This window comes from Xanthomonas sp. SHU 199 (genome assembly GCF_000364665.1).
GTDB classification, from domain to species: Bacteria; Pseudomonadota; Gammaproteobacteria; order Xanthomonadales; family Xanthomonadaceae; genus Xanthomonas_A; species Xanthomonas_A sontii.
Map to the genome: position 1 here is coordinate 1 of NZ_AQOI01000096.1, position 611 is coordinate 611.

The following is a 611-nucleotide window of genomic DNA, read 5'->3' on the forward strand; positions in this document are numbered from 1 at the left end:
TCGCGGATGCGGCTGCGCGAAGCCGACAGGTTCTCGGAGGTGGAGCTCAGGTTGGCGATGGTGGAAGTGAAGCGGTTCTGGATCGCACCCATGTCCGCGCGCGAGGAGTTCACCGAGGTCAGCGCGTTGTCGATGATGCTCAGCGCCTTCTGCGCGCCCTGGAAGGTCGAGATGTCCACGTCCTTCAGGAAGTTGGTGGTACCCGCGGCGGCAGTGGCAGTGGCGGCGATGCCGCTCTGGTCGAAGGTGATGCCGGTGGCACCGGTGGCGCTGCCCGCGGTGAACGAGAAGTCCTGGCCGCCCTTGACCGATTCCAGCTTCAGCTTGTTGCTGCTGTCCACCGAGGCGTACACGCCGGTCTGAGCCAGCTTGTCGTTGATCGCCGAGGCGATCTTCTTGGCCACATCGGTGTCCACGTCGCCGACGGCCACCGAGACCGAGGCGATGCTGACGCCGTTGACGACCATGCCGGAGAAGCTGCCGCTGGCGGTGGCGGTACCCGAGGCCAGGGCGTTGGTGGTGGTCTGGGTGGCGGCGAAGCCGGCCTTGCCCAGCGAGGCGGCGCTGGCGTTGACGATGCTGTTGATGCCGATGGTCTGGCCGGCGTCGGC

General features: G+C 66.9%; 1 protein-coding gene. It reads right to left on the bottom strand.

Going from position 1 to position 611, the window contains the following annotated elements; translation table 11 throughout:
• Window positions 1–611, bottom strand: a 611-nt coding sequence (locus D183_RS0104495) for a flagellin (protein ID WP_017907939.1), incomplete at both ends; no start/stop codon positions are given.